This window comes from Aliivibrio sp. 1S128, from assembly GCF_001691065.1.
GTDB lineage: Bacteria > Pseudomonadota > Gammaproteobacteria > Enterobacterales > Vibrionaceae > Aliivibrio.
The window spans coordinates 1-21,805 of record NZ_MAJV01000166.1 but is presented as its reverse complement, the minus strand read 5'-3'; the positions used below and the strand labels follow the sequence as shown (position 1 = coordinate 21,805).

General features: G+C 38.8%; 16 protein-coding genes. 8 read left to right on the top strand and 8 right to left on the bottom strand.

The window, feature by feature from the left end; translation table 11 throughout:
• On the bottom strand, positions 1 to 2,046 hold a 2,046-nt coding region (locus tag A6E03_RS18520; RefSeq protein ID WP_083201883.1), incomplete at its 3' end, for a retention module-containing protein.
• A 224-nt stretch (positions 2,047 to 2,270) separates the two neighbouring features.
• Between A6E03_RS18520 and A6E03_RS18515 the strand changes: the two genes are divergently transcribed.
• Positions 2,271 to 2,621: a DUF2750 domain-containing protein gene (locus A6E03_RS18515; RefSeq protein WP_065592860.1), complete on the top strand. Its 351-nt coding sequence runs from the start codon at positions 2,271 to 2,273 to the stop codon at positions 2,619 to 2,621.
• A gap of 65 nt (positions 2,622 to 2,686) precedes the next feature.
• On the opposite strand, the gene glpT is transcribed toward A6E03_RS18515, so the two are convergent.
• From glpT to A6E03_RS18500, 3 genes are all read right to left on the bottom strand, one after another.
• On the bottom strand, positions 2,687 to 4,048 hold the full coding sequence (gene glpT, locus A6E03_RS18510) for a glycerol-3-phosphate transporter (RefSeq protein WP_065592859.1): 1,362 nt from the start codon (positions 4,046 to 4,048) through the stop codon (positions 2,687 to 2,689).
• A gap of 390 nt (positions 4,049 to 4,438) precedes the next feature.
• Positions 4,439 to 6,343 (bottom strand): bifunctional UDP-sugar hydrolase/5'-nucleotidase, encoded by a 1,905-nt coding sequence (locus A6E03_RS18505; protein WP_065601495.1) that lies wholly within the window; start codon positions 6,341 to 6,343, stop codon positions 4,439 to 4,441.
• 202 nt (positions 6,344 to 6,545) lie between these two features.
• Positions 6,546 to 7,187: a thiopurine S-methyltransferase gene (locus A6E03_RS18500; RefSeq protein WP_065601494.1), complete on the bottom strand. Its 642-nt coding sequence runs from the start codon at positions 7,185 to 7,187 to the stop codon at positions 6,546 to 6,548.
• Between the two features lie 255 nt (positions 7,188 to 7,442).
• Here A6E03_RS18500 and A6E03_RS18495 point away from each other — a divergent pair, with 255 nt between their 5' ends.
• The gene (locus tag A6E03_RS18495) at positions 7,443 to 8,813 is read left to right on the top strand and encodes an L-cystine transporter (protein WP_065592853.1); all 1,371 of its coding nucleotides are present in this window, start codon (positions 7,443 to 7,445) and stop codon (positions 8,811 to 8,813) included.
• 484 nt (positions 8,814 to 9,297) lie between these two features.
• Here A6E03_RS18495 and A6E03_RS18490 read toward each other — a convergent pair whose 3' ends face one another.
• Entirely contained in the window at positions 9,298 to 9,828 is a 531-nt protein-coding gene (locus A6E03_RS18490; protein WP_065601493.1) for a 3'-5' exonuclease, read from the bottom strand.
• 92 nt (positions 9,829 to 9,920) lie between these two features.
• Entirely contained in the window at positions 9,921 to 11,438 is a 1,518-nt protein-coding gene (locus tag A6E03_RS18485; protein WP_065601492.1) for a sensor domain-containing diguanylate cyclase, read from the bottom strand.
• A gap of 249 nt (positions 11,439 to 11,687) precedes the next feature.
• Between A6E03_RS18485 and A6E03_RS18480 the strand changes: the two genes are divergently transcribed.
• From A6E03_RS18480 to A6E03_RS18465, 4 genes are all read left to right on the top strand, one after another.
• Positions 11,688 to 12,320 carry a DUF2760 domain-containing protein gene (locus A6E03_RS18480; protein WP_065592850.1) on the top strand — a complete coding sequence of 211 codons (633 nt, stop codon included), beginning with the start codon at positions 11,688 to 11,690 and terminating at the stop codon, positions 12,318 to 12,320.
• Positions 12,320 to 14,140: an Hsp70 family protein gene (locus A6E03_RS18475; protein ID WP_065601491.1), complete on the top strand. Its 1,821-nt coding sequence runs from the start codon at positions 12,320 to 12,322 to the stop codon at positions 14,138 to 14,140. The genes A6E03_RS18480 and A6E03_RS18475 overlap by 1 nt, the downstream gene beginning before the upstream one ends.
• A 156-nt stretch (positions 14,141 to 14,296) precedes the next feature.
• Complete coding sequence (locus tag A6E03_RS18470) at positions 14,297 to 17,113, top strand: Hsp70 family protein (RefSeq protein ID WP_065601490.1); 2,817 nt, start codon at positions 14,297 to 14,299, stop codon at positions 17,111 to 17,113.
• A 119-nt stretch (positions 17,114 to 17,232) separates the two neighbouring features.
• The gene (locus A6E03_RS18465; RefSeq protein ID WP_065592847.1) at positions 17,233 to 17,535 is read left to right on the top strand and encodes a hypothetical protein; all 303 of its coding nucleotides are present in this window, start codon (positions 17,233 to 17,235) and stop codon (positions 17,533 to 17,535) included.
• Between the two features lie 70 nt (positions 17,536 to 17,605).
• Here the strand turns inward: A6E03_RS18465 and A6E03_RS18460 are convergent, their stop codons facing one another.
• A complete protein-coding gene (locus tag A6E03_RS18460; protein ID WP_065592846.1) occupies positions 17,606 to 18,079 on the bottom strand; it encodes a DUF2947 domain-containing protein in 474 nt (157 codons plus the stop codon).
• Between the two features lie 245 nt (positions 18,080 to 18,324).
• Here A6E03_RS18460 and A6E03_RS18455 point away from each other — a divergent pair, with 245 nt between their 5' ends.
• Entirely contained in the window at positions 18,325 to 19,476 is a 1,152-nt protein-coding gene (locus A6E03_RS18455) for a DUF1887 family protein (RefSeq protein WP_065592845.1), read from the top strand.
• A gap of 140 nt (positions 19,477 to 19,616) precedes the next feature.
• Here the strand turns inward: A6E03_RS18455 and udp are convergent, their stop codons facing one another.
• Complete coding sequence (udp, locus tag A6E03_RS18450) at positions 19,617 to 20,375, bottom strand: uridine phosphorylase (protein WP_065592844.1); 759 nt, start codon at positions 20,373 to 20,375, stop codon at positions 19,617 to 19,619.
• 368 nt (positions 20,376 to 20,743) lie between these two features.
• On the opposite strand from udp, the gene A6E03_RS20525 reads away from it, so the two are divergent.
• On the top strand, positions 20,744 to 21,805 hold a 1,062-nt coding region (locus tag A6E03_RS20525; protein WP_255310672.1), incomplete at its 3' end, for a VCBS domain-containing protein.

Here is a 21,805-nt window from a genome sequence, read left to right as displayed (position 1 = left end):
AATGGCTTGCGTTCCCGCCAGTGTATTGTCTAGCGTGTAGGTCCATTTGCCCGTCGCATCCACGGCCAATGAGCCAAAGACACCTGCACCATCCGTTACGTTCCATGATACAGAATCATTTGCATCAGCATCTGTTGCAATTAACTCCCCAGTAGCACTTCCCAACACATCCTCAACAACAGAACCAGTATCTGAACCACTAATAACAGGTCCATCGTTTGAACCAGTGACTGTAATTGTGACATCTTGAAGATCTGTACCGCCGTGATTATCAGCTACTTCAACCTTGTATATAATATCTAGCGTTTCACCCACACCCAATGCGATAACCGCAGTAGAAGATGAATTAAGATTAAACGTCCATTTACCAGAAGAATCTACAGAGAACGTACCAAGATCATCATTTGAATTCGGTTGAACTGTCCACGTATGAGTATCTAATGTATCGACATCTTCAAAAACTAAATCGCCGGTCGCACTTTCTGTGGCTCTGTGCTCAACCGCACCAGCAATAACAGAGGTATCCGAAATGACAGGATCATCATTTGTTCCTGTTACGTCGACAGTAATAGTATGAGTGACCTTTCCACCATTACCATCATCAGCAATCACCTCAAACGTTTCTGTTTGAGTTTCACCTTGAGATAAAGCTTGAGTCGCTGATAAATTATTATCAATACTATAAACCCACTTACCATCACTATTGATAACAAGTGAACCATACGTACCTAAACTTGGTTCTGTCACAGACCACGATACTAAATCTCCAGCATCGGCATCGACAGCGATTAATTGCCCATCAGCAGAATCAATTAAATCTTCCACCACTCGGCCAGAACTAGTACCACTAATGACTGGTTCATCATTCGTACCATTAATAGTAATAACGACTTCTTGTTGAGCAATTCCCCCATTACCATCATCAACTTGAATGGTAAATGTTTCAGTAACAACATCGTCCTTACCCAGAGCTTGAGTCTCATCTCTTGAGTTATCTAAGGTGTATTCCCACACACCATTATTTATGGTTAATACACCATACGTTGCATTACCACCTTCAACAATTGTCCAAGTATGTGTATCTAATGTATCTACATCTGCAACCGTTAATGTGTCACTTACCGTTGGGTCAGTATCATCAACATCTCCCTCAGTCAGATCGCCAACAGAAATACCAGAAATAATAGGGTCATCATTAGTACCAACAATGGTTACAGTAACTTGTTGCGACGAGGTAAGGTTCCCACCAGCAGATACTGATACCTCAAACACATCAGTAATAATTTGACCATTTGCTAAAGATTGCACTGAAAGCGCACTGTTATTTAACGTGTATTCCCATTCACCCGTTGTTGGATTTAGAGAAAGTGCTCCAAATTCACTGGTTGAGTTACCACTAATAGACCAAGTATAACTAAGATTGTTTTGCGGATTAATTACTGCAAGTTGCCCCTCAGACTCAAGTACATCATCTTCTTTTGTTATACCCGTATTATTTGCTGTAATAATAGGTATCGCAGGTACATCATTTGCATTATTACCACTTAAATTATCGATATCTTCTTGGTTATCATAAGAAAATCCGTTAGATGTTGTGAAATTTGTCGTTGCTATCGATGAGTAATACGCATAATCAATAACAACAAAGCCACTATTAGCAGAACCACCACTCGTACCCGCAGCTGACGCTTCAAATATTTCTGTTGGATCTTCCCCTGCTAAAATAGAATCTTGGAGTGCTGCAATATCTAGGTCATCTGTCGATTGCGTTGGATCGAGTGTAATATCACCGTTTATTTGTTGCATTTTTAATGGCTGAGTCGTATTAGTTTCATCAAGACAGCTCATGCAATTTCTATCAACCGTAACTAGTTTTCCATTGATTTGAACAACTACTTTTGCATCATATGCAGTAAACAATACTGAATCACGATCAATGTTTTGACCAACAGCTACTTTTGTTGGTACACCGTCTTTATTCAGTGAATAAGCTTCACCTTCTATTGTTTTTATTTCTACTTGAGAAGGTATATTTGTTTCTTTCATATAATCACCTAAATCCATCTAATCGCATCAACAAATTAGCTTTTCATTTCGTATTTTAAGCATAGGATAAAAAGTGTTCGAATACACAATTTAAGCCAATGGTTAATTTGTTGTTATAAAATTATTAATTGATAACTTTATAACATAATTTTTTCCAAATTTAAGTATCATAATCCGCATAATCCTTTATTATTCACCATGTTTATTTTAATCGAGACATCATCATGAGCAAATTAACGTCAGATACTCAAGCAAACCTAGACCTTTTCATTGCTGAAACCAAAGAAACACAGCTAGTTTGGAGTCTTTATAACGAAGAAGGTTGGATCTCTGTTGAATCAACTGAATTTGAAAACTCTGAAGTAATGCCGTTCTGGTCTAATAAAGAAGACGCCGCATTTCACAATGTTGAAGAATGGGCTGATTTTGAAGTAACTGAAATTCCACTGGACATCTTCGCTGAAGACTGGCTAGTTACGTTATCTGAAGATGGTGTTTTAGTTGGTACAAACTGGAACCAACAACTTGACGGTAAAGAAGTTGAAGCTACTGAGCTTGTAAAACTTTATCTATAAGATTTCATCTTAAATACGAAATATTAAGGGCTGTAATTATTACAGCCCTTTTTTGTATTTCCTAATTACATTGCAGCTTGTTCTTTCTCTTTTGCTTTATGGTGTGCCTTTTCACCTAAGAAAGCATAAAACAAACATACAATAGACAAGACACAAGAAGCCACTAAGATCATGAAGCCACCATCCCAACCAAAGTGGTCAACGGTGTATCCTAAGATAATGTTTGCCGTTACTGCCCCACCAAGATAGCCAAATAATCCAGTTAATCCCGCTGCTGTACCCGCTGCTTTTTTAGGAACAAGCTCAAGAGCATAAAGACCAATAAGCATAACAGGGCCATAAATTAAGAAGCCAATCGAAACCAAAGCAATCATATCGATTGTCGGGTTACCAGCAGGGTTAAACCAGTAAACTAATACTGCAATGGTAACTAAAAACATAAATAAAATACCTGCAGGGGCTCGACGCCCTTTAAATACTTTATCTGATATCCAACCACACAATAGCGTGCCAGGTATACCTGCCCACTCATATAAGAAATACGCCCACGATGATTTATCCACCGTGAAGTCTTTTGCTTCTTTTAAATACACTGGAGCCCAATCAAGAACACCATAACGAATTAGGTATACAAAGGCATTAGCAATCGCAATCGACCAAAGTAACTTATTATTAAATACGTATTTAAAGAAGATTTCTTTTGCCGTCATCTCTGTTTCATGAGACTTATCATAATCATCTGGGTAATCATTTTTGTATTCTTCAATCGCAGGAAGACCACAAGATTGAGGAGTATCGCGCAGAGTCATCCACACAAATACAGCAACTAACGTGGCAAAAATTGCAGGAACATAAAATGCTGAGCGCCAATCATCGTTAAAAGCCCAAAGACCTAATAAGAAAAGAGGACCAATCAAACCGCCCCCCACATTATGTGCAACGTTCCAGACAGAAACTAGCTCACCACGCTCTTTACGCGACCACCAATGCACCATTGTTCGCCCACAAGCAGGCCAACCCATACCTTGAAACCAACCGTTCAAAAATAACAGAATGAACATAGCCGTAATACTTTCTGTTGCCCATGGCATAAAGCCGAAACAAAACATAACGGCTGCAGACATTAATAAGCCTGCACTTAAAAAATACCGAGGGTTAGATCGGTCAGATACACTGCCCATTAAGAACTTTGAAAGACCATAAGCAATAGATACCGCAGCCAATGCGACACCCAGATCACCACGACTGAAACCTTGATCAATTAAATATGGCATTGCCAAACTGAAGTTCTTACGAACAAGATAGTAACCAGCATAACCAACAAAAATACTGATAAACAATTGCCAACGTAAACGCGTATAAGTGCCATCTATCTGATTGGAAGCCAGACGTGTTATATGCGCTTGGGGTTTAAATATACCAAACATAGTTAACTCCATTATTATTTGCGATGGTATCAATAAAGCTCGAACGAAAAACAAAATCACTCGTTCGAAAGCAAGTGCATTGTCCTTTTCTAAGAGAGATAATTCTGTGATCAGTTTGGCAAGTTAATGAATTACAGTTATTTATATGAAATACTAGCCATTAATACAGTATTTTAATAATCTCAATATATACTTTAAAAAAAAATTGGGATGCTCGTTCACACTTTATAAATATCAAAAAGTATACAAAAGAAACACAAAAGAATTGAAGTCCCGACAGATGGGGAGCTATTAGGCATTTACCGTGATGCATTACGTGTTTATGGTATGTGGAGTTACCGCTCGTATGGTGACCAATCAACATGGCCACCTTTTTCGTTCATAGCACCTTTAATTCAGCGCCTTTACTATTACCATATCACGATGAATTCGTGCTTTTTCTGCTTCTGTTGTTGCCGTTTTTAGCTCTTTTTCAAGCTTGCTTAGATAAGTAGTTAATTCTTCTTCCGTTGAAAAGATCTTATCTTTCACATTAATAGACTCAACATTGGTATAACGGCCATCATCACTGGTTGGGACATTAATTTCTCCACTGTTCACTAACTCTTTTATGATTTCACGCTCTTTTTCATAACCATCAAGACCGCTTAGTGCCCAACGGCTCATTGGTTTGCCTTCGTATTTACCATTTTTCACTTCATTTAAGTATCGAATGGTTAAGTTACGAATCGTCCCTTCATCCTCACCAAATTCTTCTTCGCTATCAAATAACACAGGGAAAACTCGTCCTTCAAGTACACCACCCGATTTGGTTAAATGCCCCATTCGGTAGCTATTCATTCCGATTCTTATTGGTGTTGTATCCGTAATTACTTTACCATCATCGAACCCAAGATTCGTGATACGTTGGCCTGCAGGTTTCGTCAGATCAATCGTATAAGTTACCCCAGCAAAGAAGTCATTAGTTGAATATTTTGACGAGCGACGATCAAGATTGAAACTGTAAGTCACGTCCCCTTCTTTTACACTATTGAAATAACCTGCCGACCATTCCATGTAAGTTTTAAGATCTTTACCCGTCATATCATACACAGTAATTTCACCACCTGCGTACTGATAATTATAAGCAATGTCTTTAGCTTTGATTTTACCTACATCGAGTTCTGCCATGTCGTTATCAATTTGCAAAGCAATCACATTTGCTAATGGTGCATAATGCATGCTCGCTTCTTGGAAAAGTGCACTGATCCCCGTATCTTGGATATGAACTTGTGGTATGCCTTTGATTTCATTCTCTGGTACTAAATCAACACCAAGTAATTCAGCCACCACACGGTTTGCATTCTCTCGTAAACGCTTATGATACGGTGCGTATAACTCTTCCATCTTCTCGTCTGACTCAACACCTTTTATCTTGTAGGTGAAGCTATCTTTATTGACGAGAGTAAACTGTCCATTCTTCTCTTCAAATTGTAAGTCGATACGAGAAAGTGCACGTCCATACTTATCTGGTTCGGTAATAATCACACCATTCACTGTCGCTTTATCAATGCGGGTATGCATATGTCCTGCAACAATGGCGTCAATTTCTGGGTTATCATTAGCAATGTCACTAACCCCTGTGGCTTCAATGTTATTCTCATTATCAAGCCCCATATGAGCGACCAATACAATCGCATCCACTTTATCGTCTATCTGTTTGATGACTTTTTTTACTTCTAGAGATGGATTAGTAAACGTCATTCCCTCTAAGCGATTTGTACCTTCAGCAAATACTTGAGTCATTGGTGTATCCATACCAATCATGCCGATTTTAATGCCATTTTTTTCAATGATTTTATAGGCCGGTAAAAATGGGTTGCCATCTTCTCGTTTGATATTTCCTGCTAATGACGTGCCTTTAAACTGAGTCAAAGAGCGATTAAGTACATCTAAACCAAAATCAAATTCATGATTACCAAGAACCCAAATATCATACTTCATTTCATTGAAACCAAGCATCATTGGATCAGTTGGTTCATCTTTAAAGGTTTCAACAAAGTTACCTTGAATGGTATCGCCAGCATCAACCAAAATGACATTCTCTTGCTCATCCCGAATAGCTTTCACTTTCGTTGCAATTTGACTCAAGCTGCCTTTCATATTGAGTTTATCACTCGCATAATCCCAAGGCATGAAATGTCCATGGATGTCTGACGTACCAAGAATAGTCACATCAACGATCTCGCTATCAGCCGCTGTGGCATAGCCAGTTAAGGAAAGTAAAATTGCAGAGGCTAATATATGTTTTTTCATAATTATCATTATCTTATTTGTAGGGTGATAAAGAAGCATAAAGGCATCCCCTATTATATAAATGATGAATGATCACATTTTTATGTAACAATTATTCTCAGTTACATTTTTATGACAGGTAGCTCATTAACAACAAAAAAACCGCCAAATAAAAATCAGGCGGCTTTCATTGTATTAAGCAATTTATATTTAGGTGAGTTTTCTAGTCCTCAATTAACCACACTTCTTCAGCAAAGCGAGTTAATCCTTTTTTAATTCTAGGATGATCTGTACCTGCTTCATCTCGTTGTAGTTTTGTGATGCTCATACCTGAAAATAACGAACGTACTTCATCCTCTGGTACTGAGAAAGGAGGTCCTGACATTTCATTTTGGTCGTAATCTAATGTCACTAACAAGATACGGCCTCCCTCTTTTAAACGAGAGCGTAATACTTGTACATACTCTTCACGCATCTCTTTAGGTAGAGCGACTAATGCTGCACGATCATAAATCAGATCGGTTGCTTCAATCGGCGCGGTAAAGTAATCACCAGAATAAATAGTAAATTCATCAAACTCATACAACTCAAGACTGCTAGTTAATGCTGTAACCGTTGGCGTATATAAGCGCTCAGCAAAAAAAGCACGTACGGCTATTTTACTTAGCTCAACTCCCGTTACTGAGTTATGCTTTTCAGCAAGCCAATCTAAATCCATCGACTTTCCGCATAAAGGAACAAAAACACTCTCATTACGGTTTGGTTTTAATGCTGACCAATATTGAGTCAAAACTGGGTTAATATCCGATAGGTGAAAACCAATAACGTTACTTGCCCATTTCTTTTCCCAAAATTCATGATCCATTTTATTTTCCTTTATCGTTACCTTTATTATTTAGAAATGGTAACTCATCCCCTAATTCTGTTCTACAAATACTCAACTTGGCATCAAATCGTCTTATCTATAACCTAAAATGCAATCTATATTCCATTTAGTTATATATGATAACTTTTATCACTTATCTTAAGCCTAGGCTTACCGTTATTATGCCTTTAAATACAAAGAGCTTGTTTCAAATCGACACAATAACGAGCGCACTAAATAAACAGGAAAAGCAGTATGTCATTAGCCGTTATCATCAATTTGATCGTCTTTATCGGTCTTATCTTCTTTCTTAATACCCAACAGCGCAAAGAATACACGCTGTCTCGCCTTGTTCTTATCGGCTTAATTGCGGGTAGTCTTTATGGTTTAGGTCTTCACATTATCCACGGTGAAGGCAGTGCTGTAATGAAGACGACGCTTGATTGGGTTAATATTGTTGGCAGTGGTTATGTTGGGCTACTAAAAATGGTTATCATGCCATTAGTGTTAGTCTCGATGTTTTCCGCAGTAGTTAAACTAGATAAATCAGGCTCTTTAGGTAAGATTAGTGGCGTGACTATTAGCGTATTGTTAATCACAACAATGATCTCTGCTCTTATTGGTATTGCTGTAACTCACACCTTTGGCTTAACGGCTGAAGGGTTAACTGAAGGCGCGCGTGAAACCGCTCGTGTTGCAGTATTAGAATCTCGCATTAGCAGTGTTAGCGACCTAACTATTCCTCAAATGCTTGTCAGCTTTATTCCTACAAATCCATTTGCTGATTTAACAGGTACTCGCTCAACGTCTATTATTGCGGTAGTAATCTTCGCTATTCTTGCTGGTATCGCGGCTCGAAAAGTAAGCCAAGAGAAAGAAGAGTTAGCAGGCCCAATTAATACATTTGTTGATGTTGCCCAATCAATTGTAATGCGTTTGGTTAAGATGATCATGGCTTTAACCCCTTACGGTATCTTAGCGCTATTAACTAAAGTTGTTGCGACATCAAATGCTGCCGATATTTTAAATCTACTTGGGTTCATCGTTGCTTCTTACGTCGCTATTCTTCTGATGTTTATGGTTCACGGTTTATTGGTTTCTTTTGTTGGTGTGAATCCGATTGATTACTTCAAGAAAATTTGGCCTGTATTGACGTTTGCATTCAGCTCTCGTAGCTCAGCAGCAACAATCCCACTAAACGTTGAAGCTCAAATTACTAAGCTACGAGTTCCACCAGCGATTGCGAATTTATCTGCTACATTTGGTGCCACTATTGGTCAAAATGGGTGTGCGGGTATCTACCCTGCAATGCTAGCGGTAATGGTTGCTCCAACAATGGGGATCCCTATTGATGCTCACTTTATTCTGTCTTTAGTTGCCATTATCACAGTAAGTTCATTTGGTATTGCAGGTGTCGGCGGCGGCGCAACATTCGCAGCATTAATCGTTCTTCCTGCAATGGGATTACCTGTAACTATTGCCGCTCTACTTATTTCTATCGAACCACTTATTGATATGGCTCGTACTGCTCTTAACGTTAGTGGCGCAATGACAGCGGGTACAATTACAAGTCGAGTTCTTGGTGAAAAAAGTACTGATGAACAAGTAGAAAACGCACAAGCGTAATCTTCTATCAGTAATTAACTAGTTATAAAACAAAAAGGAAGTCGTTTGACTTCCTTTTTTGATTCATAAAACTGACATGCCCTCGTAACCTCGCCATCACTCATGCATATTTTTACCTTATTATAGCCAAGTATCGTCCTCTGTTTTATTGCCCTTTCATTACTTAGTAGTCGCGACATTGATCGTGTAGGAGAATAAATTTAGATTAGAAAAACTAATCTTAAAAAACAATTTTACTTGCTAGAAATATTAAAAAAATTATTTATAATGCGCGCCATACAGAGACGAAATACCTCGTCCTATAATCAAATTAAAAGGTGACGCTGCTATGGCTAAAAAAATCATAACTAAAATCGCAACTGCTTATCAGCGTTCATTTGTTGAGTTATATAAACGCGATAATAAATAAATTCTTTTGCATTAAATAAAAAAGGAGCTAATCAGCTCCTTTTTTAATGTTTAACATATTTTAATTAGCAAATAATTATAAGATTTTCAATGCTAATTGAGCAAGGTTATAAGCATCGACATAGCCAGAATGTTGTCTACCTTCCCATTCAATATCAAGTTCTTCCATTGCTTTACGTTGCCCCATTCTGTCATTCTTCTTGCGAGACCGAATACGATAAATCGTTGCTAAATTAATGAACTCTACAAATGGGAAATCAATTCCTTTTGCCTCGCATTCAGATTTCAAAATCAGTTCATCATGACCCCAAGCTGCATAAATTTTATTTGTGCCACCAAAGTTCTTAATCATTGATTTTAGAACGCCCTCTAAAGGTCGGCCTTGCTTCTCTATCTTACGCGGGGTTATCCCCGTTAACTCGACACAAAAAAGTGAAATCTCGTCGACTTCCGGTTTGACATAATATTGAGCTCGTCTAACCACTTCGCCAGTCTGTAGGTCTATCTCAGCTAATCCGACTTCAATGATCTCTCCTGTTCTGCCTTTGCCGTTCTCATTCCAGCAACACATTTCCAAATCAAAACAGACGATACGATTAAAGTTCATGGTGATCCTTTGGTGACTCAATATTTATTAGACAGGCATTCTACCCAATCAAAAGCACTTACGCGAGAGTCTGTTATTTGTTTGCCGAAAAATCAGCCACGAACCGTCACTTGATTCCTTCCTCGCTCTTTGCTGTAGTACAAAGCTTGGTCTGCTAATTTTAGTAATACCTCTTTAGCTTCCCCTTTCCAAAGAACAGCACCTAAACTAATGGTTTGTTCAATGATAATATTTGATGTTAACGTTGGAGACTCTTCTATTACTTGATGAATATTTGTTGCTACTAGTGATAAATGCGCCAAGTCTTTTATTTCAAGAATAACCGCAAATTCATCCCCCCCTAAACGTATTATTGATGCTGAGTCAGCTAAAAGATCCGACATTAATTTAGTCATGTGCAGTAACACAGCGTCACCTTCAGGGTGACCATAGGTATCATTAATGTCTTTAAAATTATCAATATCAAAACAAATTAACGCAAAAGATTTTTTCTCATCAATACATTGGTTCAATACTGTCGTCATTGAACGACGATTCAATAAACCAGTAAGGTCATCATGCATAGCCATGTAACGTAACTCTTCTGTTCTAACTTCCAATAGCCTCTCAATGCGCTTTTTGTCACGAGTTACCATATACGTTATCACAGCAACTAAAGTGGATAATATAATGCCACCAATAAACATCCATAATAAGCTTAGTCGCTGACTGTCACTAATGTAATGCTTACTCTTATATTCAATATTCCATACTCTGTTTTCTATTTTGATATCATTTGACAAGATCAAACCATTAAACTCATCCCAATTTGAACTCTGAAACATGACAGGATCATCTTCAGCATCAAAACCAGTATCGCAAATCTTAATAACGGCGGATTGACCCAAAGAGGTTGATGCTACTAACTTATCAAAATAGTTGGCTACCCTAAGTCCCCCAATCATGATCCCCTTTAATGTTTTTTGATCCGCTGTGAATACTGGGTGATAAACTAACATTCCCGTTTTAGGCGCGCCAGACACTAAGCTATCTTGTAAAAGTCGAACTTTATCGGAGATACTTGGATTTTTAGTACGAATTGCCTCATCTAATACTCTTTTGAACCGCTCTCTGGAAGAATAAAAACCGAGTACGCTAAGGTTTTTTTCATCTCTTGGATAAATATCCGTCGCAACATAAATTGGTTCGTGGTTTTTAAATACATAACCGTATTTTTTAGGTTTATTTTTAGGCACCGTAAAAATAGCAAAAGAGGGGAAAACCTGCTGAACCTCTTTAATATGTTGTTCAATATCTTGTTCTTCAACTTTCTGCATCCATTGAAGAGAAATTAGACTGTCAGATCGAGAAATTAGCGAGTTTGCAAAAAGAGGAAATTGTTGCCAATCTTGTTTTGAGCCTGATTGATAAAAGTCTGCACCTGCACCAATAAAATCAATATCCTTCTCAATGAGTAAAGACAATAGAATCGACTGGCGTTCAGTCTCTTTACTAAAAATCTTCTGGTTAGCCTCTACATTTGAGTCATAAACAAAACGCATGCATAACAAACTTAGAGTCATCGCCAATATAAAGCTGGCTATTATATGAATAGAACTATTCTTAAACACTTGTCACCTCAAACATTTGTAACGCCCTTATATTCTAATCAAAAATAGCAAATAGCGAAACAAAATCGCTCTTGAACAAAAGCTTGCTCTCAAAATCATTTGAATCTGTTTAAAATAACATCAATCGGTATCACATAGCCTTTCTTCACTCGGTTCTTTTTCTCTCTTATCCCTTGAATATGCTACTATTGACCACAACTTAGTTAAAAACGTTCGGTGCATTGCACCCTAGAAAATAGAGAAAGAATTATGAATTTTGACTTAAATACCATTCCTTCTACCTTTGATTTAGGCCACATTGTCCTGTTTGGCACATCGGCATTATTTGCTCTTTTATATGCAACTAAAAAAGGCAAAAATGTAGAAGTTGAAAAAATTGTTGAAATTGAAAAAGAAAAAATTATTGAGAAACCAGTTGAGAAAATTGTAGAAATCGAAAAAATCATTGAAGTAGAAAAGATCATTGAAAAAATCATTGAAGTAGAGCCAAAAGTAAAAGCAACGACCCCAGAATCTGCTCTACAATTATTATCTCTTCTACAAAAAGAAGCGCGCTTCATCGACTTTATGCAAGAAGATTTAAAAGGCTTTGCTGATGCAGAAGTTGGCGCAGCCGCTCGTGTTATTCATGACGGTGGCCAAAAAGTATTATCTGAATACTTCACACTTGTTCCTGTACGTACTGAAGAAGAGGAATCTCGCTTATCTATTCCTGCTGGGTTCAATCCATCAGAAGTACGCTTAACCGGTAACGTTGTTGGCGAAGCGCCATTTAACGGCACATTAATTCACCGCGGTTGGAAAGTAGCAGAAGTTAAGCTTCCTAAATTAGCTGACGGTTATGATGCGACTATTGTTGCACCAGCAGAGGTAGAACTGTAATGGAACAAGCACAATTTAGTATCGGTATCGATTTAGGCACAACACATTGTGTTCTTTCTTATGTTGATTTACATGATGAAGACGCAAGTGTTCAAGTCATGCCAATTCCACAATTAACGGCACCAGGACAAGTAGAAGAGAAATCTCAACTGCCTTCATTTATGTACCAAGCACACGAAGCAGAATTGCTTGAAGGTGATACAAGCCTTCCTTGGACTACTAAGCCAAACGCAATTGTGGGTAACATTGCTCGCAACCTTGGTAGTAAAACTCCTATTCGTTTAATTGCTAGTGCTAAAAGCTGGTTATGCCACGGAGGTGTTAATCGTCGTGACGCTTTCTTACCATTAAATAGCCCTGAAGAAGTGATCAAAGCATCACCTCTTGAAGTCACTAAGCGTTATTTAGAGCATCTTCAAAATGCATGGGATTTTCAAAACCCTGAGCATCCTCTAAATGAACAAGACATAACGATTACTGTGCCTGCATCATTTGACCCTGCGGCACGTGATTTAACGGCAGAAGCTGCAAATAATCTTGGTTTCCGTAACCTTACGTTATTAGAAGAGCCACAAGCTGCAGTTTATAGCTGGATTAAAAATAACGGTGACTCTTGGCGCGACCAAGTATCCATTGGCGATGTGATCCTTGTGGTCGATATCGGTGGTGGTACGACCGATTTATCTTTAGTTGCTGTAACTGAAGAAGAAGGTAACTTAAGCCTAAACCGTGTTGCGGTTGGCGATCACATTCTTCTTGGTGGCGACAACATGGATTTGGCTCTGGCTTATCGTTTAAAAATGAAGCTAGCGCAAGAAGGTAAGCAACTTCAACCTTGGCAAATCCAAGTAATGACTCATGCATGTCGTGATGCAAAAGAAGCATTGCTTAACGATTCAGAACTGCGTGCAGTTCCAATCGTGGTTCCTAGCCGTGGGTCTAAATTGTTAGGTGGCACACTGCAAACAGAATTGACTCAAGAAGAAGTACAACAAACACTGGTTGAAGGCTTCTTCCCTGTTGTTCCTGTTACTGAACACCCAGTTCAATCTGCTCGTGGCGCACTGACTCAAATGGGCCTGCCTTATGCACAAGATGCAGCAGTAACGCGTCATCTTGCAAGCTTCTTAACTCGCCAACAAGCAGCAACTGATGATGTGTTTGGCCAACAAAATGAAGCTGATTTTATTAAACCTACAGCGATTCTGTTAAATGGTGGCGTTCTAAAATCAACTCTACTTGCAGACCGATTACTGGGTATTATTAATGATTGGTTAATTGACGCAGAAGCAGAAGATGCAAAACTACTTGAAGGGTTAGACCTTGACTTAGCGGTTGCTTCTGGTGCGTCTTACTACGGTTCTGTTCGCACAGGTAAAGGCGTTCGTATCCGTGGTGGTATCGCATCAAGCTATTACGTAGGTATCGAAAGCTCTATGCCTGCCATCCCAGGAATGGAACCACCAATGGAAGCATTGTGTGTAGCACCATTCGGAATGGAAGAAGGCTCTCATGTTGATGTTCCTAGCCAACAATTTGGCTTAGTGATTGGTCAACCTGTGCAATTTAAGTTTTACGGTTCAACCACTCGTCGTGATGATCAAGCAGGCACACACCTTGATTTCTGGATGCCAGAAGAACTAGAAGAGCTACCCGCAATTCAAGTTACTCTGCCAGTTACCGAAGGTCGTTCAGCTGGTGAAGTGGTTCCTGTTCGCCTTGCTTCAAAAGTAACTGAATTAGGTACACTATATCTTGAAGCCATTGCTACCGATAGCGGTGAAAAATGGCACGTTGAATTTAGTGTTCGTGAAGCATAATTTGAACATTATTCTTCGCTAATCGCTTCTTTAAGAGTTCAGTCACCGTTATGGTTGCTGAACTCTTTTACTATATACACTTTGTTTCTTTATCGCTGTCGCTTTCTATCTTTACAGAAATGATGTCACTATAAGACTAAGTCACGTTGGAGTTTTATGAGTTATTCTAATCGCTATTTAATTGGTATCGATCTTGGTACTACCCATACCGTTGTTGCTTATACTGATCTGTCTCTTGGCATTGAAACCAGTCCAATTGAAATCTTCAATATTGACCAATTAATTGGCCCAGGTGAAGTTGCTCGTAAACCCCTACTGCCTTCTTTTCGATACCATGCATCACAAAGCCAAATCAGTGACAACGATTTAACTCTGCCTTGGAATATAAAAGCGATTGATGGCGAAATAAAGAACGCAATCATTGGTGAATGGGCGCGAGAATTAGGCTCAAAAGTCGAAGGCCGCCAAGTCGTCAGCGCTAAGAGTTGGCTCTCTCACACAAAAGTCGATCGTACCTCTGATATTCTGCCTTGGGCTGGAGCTGAAGATGTTGAGAAAGTCTCTCCTATTGTTGCCAGTGCCAGTTATTTAAACCACGTTCGTCAGTCTTGGAATTACCACCACCCAGATGCGCCAATGGAGCTGCAAGAAGTTGTCGTAACTGTACCTGCTTCTTTTGATGAAAGTGCTCGTTCATTTACTATCCAAGCCGCAAAACTGGCTGGCCTTGATAAGATCATTTTATTAGAAGAGCCTCAAGCCGTATGTTATGACTGGTATCACCACCATCAAGATACAGCAAAAGATATCCTAAAGAACGTACCATTAATGGTAGTGTGCGATGTAGGCGGCGGTACAACGGACTTAAGCTTGATCCAAGCGCGGTTTGATAAAGATGAATTATCTCTTGATCGTATCGGTGTAGGCGACCACTTAATGTTAGGCGGTGATAACATCGATCTCGCATTAGCACACCTAGCTGAACAGCGTTTAGACAGCAGTAAAAAAATGACCGCTGCGGCGTTAACAAAATTAATTCAACAAACGCGTAAAACCAAAGAGCGCTTACTCTCTGCCAATGCTCCTGATTCAGGTCATATCACTCTTCTTGGATCGGGCTCTAAACTATTAGGTGGAAGTCGCAAGGTCGAACTAAGTAAAGAAGAAGTTCACAGTATTGCATTAGATGGTTTTTTACCATTAACAGAGTTTAATGACCGTCCAAATCAACGCCAATCCGCCGTGGTTGAATTTGGCCTGCCCTACGCATCCGATCCTGCTATTAGTAAACATTTAGCGCAATTCTTAGATAATCACAAAGAAGTGTCGATGAAGGCTCTAGGCTGGGATCAATCTGATCTCGCAGATCATCACGATCGCGCAATCCCTATCGGCTTATTATTAAACGGGGGCGTCTTTAATAGCCCACTTCTTGCTAACCGCTCCGTTGAATTATTAAGCCACTGGAAAGGTGACCCTGTAACACAACTATCTAACCCCCATCCAGATTTAGCTGTTGCTTATGGTGCTGTTGCTTATGGTAAAGCACGTCATGGTGCACAACTAAAGATTGGAGGAGGTTCTGCTCGTTCGTTCTATTTACAATTAGAAGAAAAAAACAAACAGCCCCAAGGTTTATGCTTGTTAGCTAAAGGCAGTGATGAAGGCGAAGAAATTCGAATGACAAGTCGCCGCTTCTCTTTAACATTAGGTGAACCAGTCCGATTCAACCTACTTTCAACGACTAAAGACCAACTGGCTACCTCAGGTATGATCACTGAATTATCAGATCCAAGTTTTGTTAGCTTACCACCTTATGTCGTCACACTTGAATCAAGCAAAGCCAAAGATGAATTACACGCCAATCAAAAAGATCGCGTTGAAGTGACTTTGGCTTGCCAATTTACTGAAGTCGGTACAATTAAGATTGAATGCGTTTCAATAGAAGACGACTCTCAACGTTGGTTAGTTGAATTTGAAGTCCGTAACCAAGCTTCAAATAAGAGTGCCAATCTTGCAGAGCAAATCTCTTTGCCCCCTCGTCTCCCTAATGCAATTGTAAATATTAAAGAGGCTTACGGTGGCAGTAAGCAAAATCCAAACGCCATTAAAGCTTTCTCTAAAAATATTGAGAAGTTAATTGGTAAACGTGAATCATGGGATTTAATTACTTCTCGTGAACTAGCAACTGCATTATTAGACAGTAAAAAACGCCGCCGTCGTTCAGATAAGCATGAACAGAACTGGTTGAAAATGACGGGGTTCGCACTGCGTCCCGGCTTTGGTTATCCTGCCGATGAGTGGAAAATCAGCCAAGCGTGGGAAACTTACCAACAAGGTATCCAGTTTGAATCAAAACAATCTTGGAATGATTGGTGGACATTCTGGCGTCGGATCTCAGGTGGATTAAATCAAGAACAACAAGAAACCATTTTGGGTGACATTGCAAAATACTTACACCCGGGTTCTTTACGCAATCCAAAAACATTAGAAGATGCAACCAACAAAAGCTATGAAGCCATGGTTCGTCTTTCTGCTGCATTAGAACACCTAGATGTTGAAGATAAAACATTACTGTCTACATGGATGCTAGGGCATGCCAAAAATGGCAACCAAGCTCAAGTTCATTGGTGGGCATTAGGTCGAATTTGTTCTCGTTCACCTTTCTATGGCAGTCAACATAACTTAATTCCGGCAAGCCAAGTTTCCCAATGGATACCAATTCTATTAGAGCAAGATTGGAAAGAACAACCAATGGCAGGTTTTGCTACAGTAATGATGGCTAGATTAACTGGTGACAGAACATTAGATGTTTCCGATGAGTTACGTGAAGATATCATCAATAAATTGAAAAAAAGTCGCTCTCCACAAAGTTGGATTGATTTAGTGTCAAACCAACAGGCGTTAACCGAAGCGGATTCAAAACGCCTCTTTGGAGATGCCCTACCGGCTGGATTACGTTTGTTGAATTAATATCATAACTGACTAAATTTACACCATTATTGTCAGAGCTTCGCAAACATAAAAAAATTGCCTTCAAAAAGTGTTTGAAATGCGTATACTAAATTGGACACAATTCAAAGGTAACTCTAATGATCCATATCGTAATTTTAGCGGCTATGGTGTTACTTTATTTTATTGGTTGGTATCGCTTCGGTACTCGAGAGTTACGCAATGCAGCTAAAAGGTTCAGTGAATTAATTCCTGCTCCTCAAGAGCTAGTTATTGAATGGATTATGTATAACAAACAGATATTGGATATCAATGAGTTTCAAAGGTTTATTATCCATTTAAATAGAGCAAACACTGAAGATTTAAAACCAGAACTAGATAGCTTTTCACATTATCTTGAAATACATGCTCCAGAGTATGTGATTTCAAGGATTCATTCTTAACGCTGTCACTCATCGATAAAAAAGGCTCATAGTTAATCACTATGAGCCTTTTTATTTTTCCTTTATGAAATTAACTTCTTGAACCTAACTTCACTTTACCTTTTGAATTAAACCACAATGACTGTGATTTCTTCTTACCAATTAAGATTGGTAAGTCATCATAGAATAAGAAGTTTTTCCACGCTTGTTTAAACGTACCCCATGATGTCTCGATAACATTATATTTTTCATAACAGAAATAAATTGTTACGTCATCAGCCCAATCAATAAACGCTAACACTTCTTCAGGTAATGATTCGTTATCACTGTCCCAACGGTGCTGCCAATCGATTTCATTACTCCATGTGCTTTTTTTCATTGGCCATTCTTTTGAGCCAAAATGATCAGCAGTAGGGCTATTTGCACTAATAAAATCATTCCAAACTTGAGCAGATTTTGCTTGAGTGAATGGCTTTATTAATGGCAACAATTCACCATCAACTGGCATTGATTGATGAGTAAAAATCCATTTGCGATTGTATTCATCTAAAGGTAAGTAGCTCATAGTTTATTCTGTCTTTAAGGCATGTGGCACTATTCTATCGTCTTTTTTTATTAAGCCCAAATAAGAATATTTAATTATGGGTTGATTTTTATCATGTAACCCCTCATTACATTAGTATTGAATAAGAAACTTATACTGATCGCACAAAATAGTCCGATTACTCTTATTCAGCATAACTATAATTATTTGATTACACATGCCTTCCGTTTCTATTTATGTGTAATCACTATTACAAGGATTATTAAATGATTACGCATGTTGGCATAATAGATCAAGACCCCGTACGTCTTATTACCCCCTTACTCGATCTCTCTGTAAAAGGAGAACACATGATTTTCATTGGTGATGAAAATCAAAAAGATATGTTTCATCGATTAGAAAAGATTTTACAATACAAAGGTATATCATCTGATTTTTATGAGATCCCAAATATTGTTGATATTCATTTAATTAAAGAATCATTACAAACATTAGCTATCACTATTAAAGACAAATTCAGTGAAGTTAAATTAAACGCTAGTTGTGGTCTTCGACACCGTCTTCTTTCTGCCTATGAAGTGTTTCGTTCATACCATTGGCCAATTTTTGTTGTCGAACCTTTCAGCGATAAATTATGCTGGGTTTATCCTGATGGTCGTAACCAAAAACACGTTGCTGATAACATTAAATTAAGTGATTACCTTGCTATTTTTGGTGCTCGTTGTGAATTTTCTGAAACTGAATTACCAGAAAATATGGATAAACGTCTGCGAGAGCTATGTCAACGTTGGGCAAGTAATGCACTAGAATTAGGCCCAGGTTTAGCCACATTGAATTATCTAGCAACCACATGCCGTAAAGAACAACGTTTGGATGTTGAAGTAACTGAAAAACAACAAAGCTATAAAGAACTAAATATGCTGCTAAACGACTTAGTAGAAACCGGTCTAGCTAAATATGACAACGGTGTATTAACCTTTGATTGTGAAGAAGCGCGCCGATTAGCTAACGGAGAATGGTTAGAAATTCTGGTTCATAATACGGTCGTTGATATTCAACAATACTTACCTACTCTGCAAGACCATTCATTAAATGTACAAGTTCACCGTGAAATAGGAACGAAAGACGTTCGTAATGAGCTTGATGTGGTTAGCATAGTAAATAACAAGCTGCATATCATTGAATGTAAGACCAAAGGCATGCGAGATGATGGCGATGATACACTTTATAAATTAGAGTCGTTACGTGACCTTTTGGGCGGCCTGCAAGCACGAGCTATGTTGGTTAGCTTCCGTCCCCTACGTAATAATGACATTATGCGAGCACAAGATTTAGGCTTAGCGATCATTGGTCCTGATGAATTGGGCGATCTTAAAAAACACCTTCTAAATTGGTTCTTAGCAGCTGGCGGTCATTAATAATTGTCACGAATACATTGCTATTTAAATAACAAAAAATACAAGTAATTCGGTCTTTTTATTATTTATTTTACTACAAAAAAATGCCGCTCATTCATTACGAATCAGCGGCATTTTTATGTTTCTTTTCACTCTTCTATTTATAGAAGATTACGAGCCGCTTCAATAACAACTTTGATTGAACGTGCTTCTGTTTCTTTTAGTGTTGCGTGATCTGGGATCTCTTTTTGAGTACGGTTGATAATAACACCAGCAACACAACCCGCACGTAAACCTGAGCTTGCGCACATTGTTAATAACGTTGCTGATTCCATTTCAAAGTTAAGCACACCCATGTCTTGCCACTCTTGCATAGAGCCTTGGAAACGCTTAACAACACGACCTGAGAACGTATCGTAACGTTCTTGACCTGGGTAGAAAGTATCACTTGATGCTGTAACACCTGTGTGAACAGTTGCACCTTGGTCAACAACCGCTTTACGCATTGCTGTTGCAACATCAAAGTCAGCAACGGCTGGGAATTCCATTGGAGCAAAATGTAAACTCGCACCATCTAAACGAACTGAACCTGTCGTTACAATCATATCACCTACATTTACATGCGGTTGGATTGCACCTGTAGTCCCAACACGTAAGAAGGTACGCACACCCAATTGAGCTAACTCTTCAACAGCAATAGATGTTGACGGACCACCGATACCAGTAGAACAAACAACAATTTTTTTGCCTTCTAATTCTGCTAGATAAACAGTGTATTCACGGTGACTTGCTAAAAACTTAGGATTTTCCATTTGTTCTGCGATTTTCTGAACACGTGCTGGATCACCAGGGATGATCGCCATTTCTGCACCTTGAAGATCTGCTTGTGTTACGCCTAAATGGAATACTGCTGCTGTCATGGTTAACTCCTTGCGATTGTAGGGTCGCGTTAATTAAATAGTTATATTTGATTCGATGAAGTTACTTTACCCAAACGGTTGAGGCATTAGTGTGATTAAGATCCCGAAAGGAATGATGATAGATTACACTCTTGCACAGAAAACCGATTGGCATCACAAAAATTGAGAGTTTTGGTTAACTTACACTCAAGATTAACGCGACTTATATGACCTTACAATCATTTCAAATTGAATCGGTATAATTGATAGCACTATCTTTTATTGAAACTGGAGCTCACCTCTAAATAATTATTAACCTTAGTATTGGCTTTTTTGCCTTCTATATCCTTAACTTATAATAAGTTATATATTGTGTACTGAGGCCATGGATGAATAAGCAGTCAGATAAAGCAAACTCAAATAATAAAGCTAAATCATTTTCAGATCCGGGAAAAGAAAAATCACCGATTAAAAAGAAAAAAAATAAAAGCCAACGTTATTTAGCTAGTAGGCTCTCTCTTTACCCTCAATTGATGCTAATTTTGCCAAGTTTTTCTTTTTCTAAAACACTTACACTAGAAGAATTCGCCGACGAAAAAAACTCAAATATAGAAAGCGATACATTAGAAGAGTCAAATCCTCATCACAATGAATCACTCATTACATTTTTAGATCCTATTGCTGAAAACAAAATGAGCAATATTCAACCTATTCATGATGATACGAACGAGCGCACACCAGTAATAACGCCAAGCGCACGAAGTAGCTCTCATTTAGCTTCGCACGCAATAACTCCCATTGGAATTCTTCCTACGCCAGTGCAAAACCATACAATTAACCAAGCTCCTGCTATATTGGTCACTCCCCCTACGACATTAAACACACCTCCACCACAACACTCACAGCAGCAAGCTGTTATTTCAGGAAAAGACTCTGCGACAACAACCGAAGATGTGACAACTCATGTTTCCGGAAAGCTGACAATAATAGACTTTGATCGTGGTGAGGCTCATTTTTCAAATACTGATATTATCGGCACACTCGGTACGCTTCACCTTACTGACAATGGCGCATGGACGTACGATTTAAACAACACTAACCCAACGGTTCAAGCATTAGGTAAAGGCTCGACAGCTACTGATACTATCACCGTTCATTCTGCCGATGGTACTCCTCATCAAATAACTATCACGGTTAATGGCACTAATGATAACGCGGTGATTGGCGGTTCAAATACTGGCGCAGTAACAGAAGAATCTCAACTTCATACCTCTGGCACACTGACTGTCACGGATGTTGATACCGGCGAAGCGCACTTTTCCAATACCAACATTGTTGGGACTTTAGGTACTCTCCACCTAACAGATAATGGTAATTGGACTTACGACCTAGATAATACTAACCCAACCGTTCAAGCATTAGGTAAAGGAGCGACAGCTACCGATTCCATC

Excerpts from the sequence above, each read along its gene's own strand:
- A6E03_RS18515 (WP_065592860.1), top strand. The coding sequence starts at position 2,271 with ATGAGCAAATTAACGTCAGATACTCAAGCAAACCTAGACCTTTTCATT.
- glpT (WP_065592859.1), bottom strand. The coding sequence starts at position 4,048 with ATGTTTGGTATATTTAAACCCCAAGCGCATATAACACGTCTGGCTTCC.
- A6E03_RS18505 (WP_065601495.1), bottom strand. The coding sequence starts at position 6,343 with ATGAAAAAACATATATTAGCCTCTGCAATTTTACTTTCCTTAACTGGC.
- A6E03_RS18500 (WP_065601494.1), bottom strand. The coding sequence starts at position 7,187 with ATGGATCATGAATTTTGGGAAAAGAAATGGGCAAGTAACGTTATTGGT.
- A6E03_RS18495 (WP_065592853.1), top strand. The coding sequence starts at position 7,443 with ATGTCATTAGCCGTTATCATCAATTTGATCGTCTTTATCGGTCTTATC.
- A6E03_RS18490 (WP_065601493.1), bottom strand. The coding sequence starts at position 9,828 with ATGAACTTTAATCGTATCGTCTGTTTTGATTTGGAAATGTGTTGCTGG.
- A6E03_RS18480 (WP_065592850.1), top strand. The coding sequence starts at position 11,688 with ATGAATTTTGACTTAAATACCATTCCTTCTACCTTTGATTTAGGCCAC.
- A6E03_RS18475 (WP_065601491.1), top strand. The coding sequence starts at position 12,320 with ATGGAACAAGCACAATTTAGTATCGGTATCGATTTAGGCACAACACAT.
- A6E03_RS18470 (WP_065601490.1), top strand. The coding sequence starts at position 14,297 with ATGAGTTATTCTAATCGCTATTTAATTGGTATCGATCTTGGTACTACC.
- A6E03_RS18465 (WP_065592847.1), top strand. The coding sequence starts at position 17,233 with ATGATCCATATCGTAATTTTAGCGGCTATGGTGTTACTTTATTTTATT.
- A6E03_RS18460 (WP_065592846.1), bottom strand. The coding sequence starts at position 18,079 with ATGAGCTACTTACCTTTAGATGAATACAATCGCAAATGGATTTTTACT.
- A6E03_RS18455 (WP_065592845.1), top strand. The coding sequence starts at position 18,325 with ATGATTACGCATGTTGGCATAATAGATCAAGACCCCGTACGTCTTATT.
- udp (WP_065592844.1), bottom strand. The coding sequence starts at position 20,375 with ATGACAGCAGCAGTATTCCATTTAGGCGTAACACAAGCAGATCTTCAA.